This is a genomic window from Streptomyces sp. NPDC002785 (assembly GCF_040295565.1).
In the GTDB taxonomy this organism is placed as follows: Bacteria; Actinomycetota; Actinomycetes; order Streptomycetales; family Streptomycetaceae; genus Streptomyces.
Genome location: NZ_JBEOVN010000360.1, coordinates 1 through 3,443 on the forward strand (window position 1 = coordinate 1; position 3,443 = coordinate 3,443).

Annotated in this window: 1 protein-coding gene; it reads left to right on the forward strand. The window is 70.1% G+C overall.

All coding sequences use genetic code 11. The features are described from left to right. Window positions 1-208: 208 nt before the first annotated feature. On the forward strand, window positions 209-3,443 hold a 3,235-nt coding region (locus ABTZ94_RS36885), incomplete at its 3' end, for a type I polyketide synthase (protein WP_502967374.1).

A 3,443-nucleotide genomic window follows, 5' to 3' on the forward strand; every position in this document is an offset into this window, starting at 1 on the left:
GGCCGAAAGGCCGACCCTCCACCTCTGAATTCCTTGCCTGTGCCGGAATTCTCGTGCACTCTGGTGAATTACGCGCCGCCCTCCCAAGACGCCCCGCAAATAAGGGACTCCAGGAAAAACTAGGGGTCCATAGGGGGTTTGAAGGGGTTTCTGGGGGGGCTTGTCCTGTGCAAGGCTGGTACACGGTCTTGGATTATTTCTGCAGGTTATGGGGCGCGCGATGATGAGTGAGTCCGAGGATTTCACGCCCGAGAGCACCGAAAAGCGGGACGACGGTCCCGGTGCGGTGTCGTGGCAGGGGCTACTCGCGGACCTGCCCGAGGCCGAGCGCGTCGAAACCGCCCTGGAGCTGGTTGGCGATCTGATCACGGCCGCGCTGCGGGACAATGCCCCCGACCTTCTCGACCCACACCGTCCGTTCCAGGACCTGGGCTTCGACTCGATCGCCGCAGTCGACCTGCACAGCCGGCTGACCGCCGCCACCGGGCTACGGCTGCCCGTCACTCTCGCCTTCGACCACCCCACCCCTGCCCAGCTGGCCCGCCATGTCCTGGCCGAGCTGGGACTCGGTGACGGCCCCGACGCCGCGGCGGTCACCACCGGGGCGGCCTTCGCCGACAGCGAGCCCATCGCCATCGTCGGAATGAGCTGCCGTTTTCCCGGTGATGTGAAATCACCGGAAGAGCTCTGGGAAATCGTCGCCGACGGCCGGGACGTCATATCCGAATTCCCCACGGGCCGCGGCTGGGATCTCACCGGTCTTTTCGACCCCGACCCGGAACGGGCCGGCAGTAGTTACACACGTGAAGGCGGATTCCTGCACGACGCCGATCGGTTCGATCCGGCGTTCTTCGGGATATCGCCGCGCGAGGCCCTGGCGATGGATCCGCAGCAGCGGTTGCTGCTGGAGACGTCCTGGGAGGCGTTCGAGCGGGCGGGCATCGACCCCGCCCTCCTCCGCGGTGGTCACACCGGCGTGTTCGTCGGCGCCGAACAGCAGGACTACGGACCGCGACTGCATGAGGCCGAGGAAGGCTTCGAGGGCTACCTGGTGACCGGCAATGCCGCCAGCGTCGCCTCCGGCCGGATCGCCTACACCTTCGGCTTCGAAGGCCCCACCGTCACCGTCGACACCGCCTGCTCCTCCTCCCTGGTGGCGCTGCACCTCGCGGTGCAGGCGTTGCGCGCCGGCGAGTGCTCGCTGGCGCTGGCCGGCGGCGTCGCTGTCATGGCCAACCCCGGCTCGTTCATCGCCTTCAGCCGCCAGCGCGGCCTGGCCCCCGACGGCCGCTGCAAGCCGTTCGCTGCCGCCGCCGACGGCACGGCCTGGGGCGAAGGCGCCGGCATGCTGCTCGTCGAGCGGCTCTCCGAGGCGCGGAAGAACGGCCACCAGGTACTCGCGGTCGTCCGCGGAACCGCCATCAACCAGGACGGCGCCAGCAACGGCCTCACCGCCCCCAGCGGCCCCGCCCAGCAGCGCGTCATCCGGCAGGCGCTGGCCAACGCCGGTCTGACGGCGTCCGAGGTGGACGCGGTCGAGGCGCACGGCACCGGCACCACCCTCGGTGACCCGATCGAGGCGCAGGCGCTGCTGGCCACCTACGGGCAGGACCGCCCCGAGAACCGGCCGCTGTGGCTGGGCTCGCTGAAGTCCAACCTCGGTCACACCCAGTCCGCGGCCGGCGTCGGCGGCATCATCAAGATGGTCATGGCGATGCGGCACGAGATGCTGCCCAAGACCCTGCACGTGGACGCGCCCACCCCGCACGTCGACTGGTCGGCCGGCGACGTGGAGCTGCTGACCGAGGCCCGCGACTGGCCGCGCACCGAAGAGCGGGTGCTCCGGGCCGGCATCTCCTCGTTCGGCATGAGCGGCACCAACGCCCATGCCATCATCGAACAGCCGCCGACGGCCGGTGAGTCCGACGAGACCGAGGAGCAGCCGTCGACGGCCGGTGAGACCGGCGCGCAGCCCACCGGGCAAGGCCCCGCCGTCCTGCCTTGGGTTCTGTCCGCCAAGACCGAGGCCGCACTGCGCGAGCAGGCCGAGCGGCTGTGGGAACGGTTGGAGGCCGACCCGGACCTCGCCCTCACCGACGTCGGCCACTCCCTGGCCAGCACCCGCGCCACCTTTGAGCGACGCGCGGTGCTCGTCGCCGACGACCGCTCCGGCTTCCAGGACGCACTGCGTGTCCTGGCCGACGGTGAGCACTCCCCGGCCGTGGTCCAGGGCGGACCCGCCACCGGCAAGCTGGCGTTTCTGTTCACCGGGCAGGGCAGCCAGCGCCTGGGCATGGGACGCGAACTGTACGAGACGTACCCGGTCTTCGCCGATGCGCTGGACGACGCCGCCTGGTACCTCGAAGAGCAGCTGGAACTGCCGCTGCTGAACGTCCTCTTCGCCGAGGCGGACTCTCCCGGGGCCGCCCTGCTCGACCGCACCGACTACACCCAGCCCGCACTGTTCGCCGTCGAGGTCGCCCTCTACCGCCTGGTGGAGTCCTGGGGACTGCGCCCCGACCTGCTCGCCGGTCACTCCATCGGCGAACTGGCCGCCGCCCATGTGGCAGGCGTGCTCTCGTTGGAGGACGCCTGCGCGCTGGTGGCCGCCCGCGGCCGACTGATGCAGGAACTGCCCGCCGGTGGATCCATGGTGGCCGTGCAGGCATCCGAGGAGGAGGTGCTGCCGCTGCTGAACGACCGCGTCGGCATCGCTGCCGTCAACGGACCCGCCTCCGTCGTCGTCTCCGGCGACGAGGACGCGGTCACCGAGATCGCCGAGGCCTTCCGCGACCAGGGCCGCAAGACCAAGCGGCTCACCGTGAGCCACGCCTTCCACTCCCCGCTCATGGACGGCATGCTCGCCGAATTCCGGCGCGTCGCGCAGGTACTGGAGTACGCCCCGCCGCGCATCCCCGTCGTCTCCCATGTCACCGGCTGCCTCGCCACCGCCGAGGAGCTGTGCTCGCCCGAATACTGGGTGCGGCACGTACGGGAGGCGGTGCGTTTCCTGGACGGAATGCACACCCTCGCCGAGAAGGGCGCCACCACCTTCGTGGAGCTCGGCCCCGACGCCGTACTCACGGCGATGGCCCAGGACTGCCTGCCGGACGCCCGGGACGCGGTGTATGCCCCCGCACTGCGAGGCAGCCGTCCGGAGGCCGAGACCCTGACCCTGGCCGTCGCCCGTGCATACGTCCGGGGTAAGAAGGCCGACTGGAACGCCGCGTACGTCGGCAGCGACGCCGCCCGTGTCGACCTGCCCACCTATGCCTTCCAGCGCCAGTCTTACTGGATGGCCACCCCGACCGGCCCCGGTCAGGACTCCGGTGCCGCCGTCGACCCGGCCGACGAGCGGTTCTGGGAGGTGGTCGAGCGTGGTGATGTGGCGGGGTTGGCTGCTGAGCTTGATGTTGATCCTGGGTTGTCGTTGGGTGATGTTC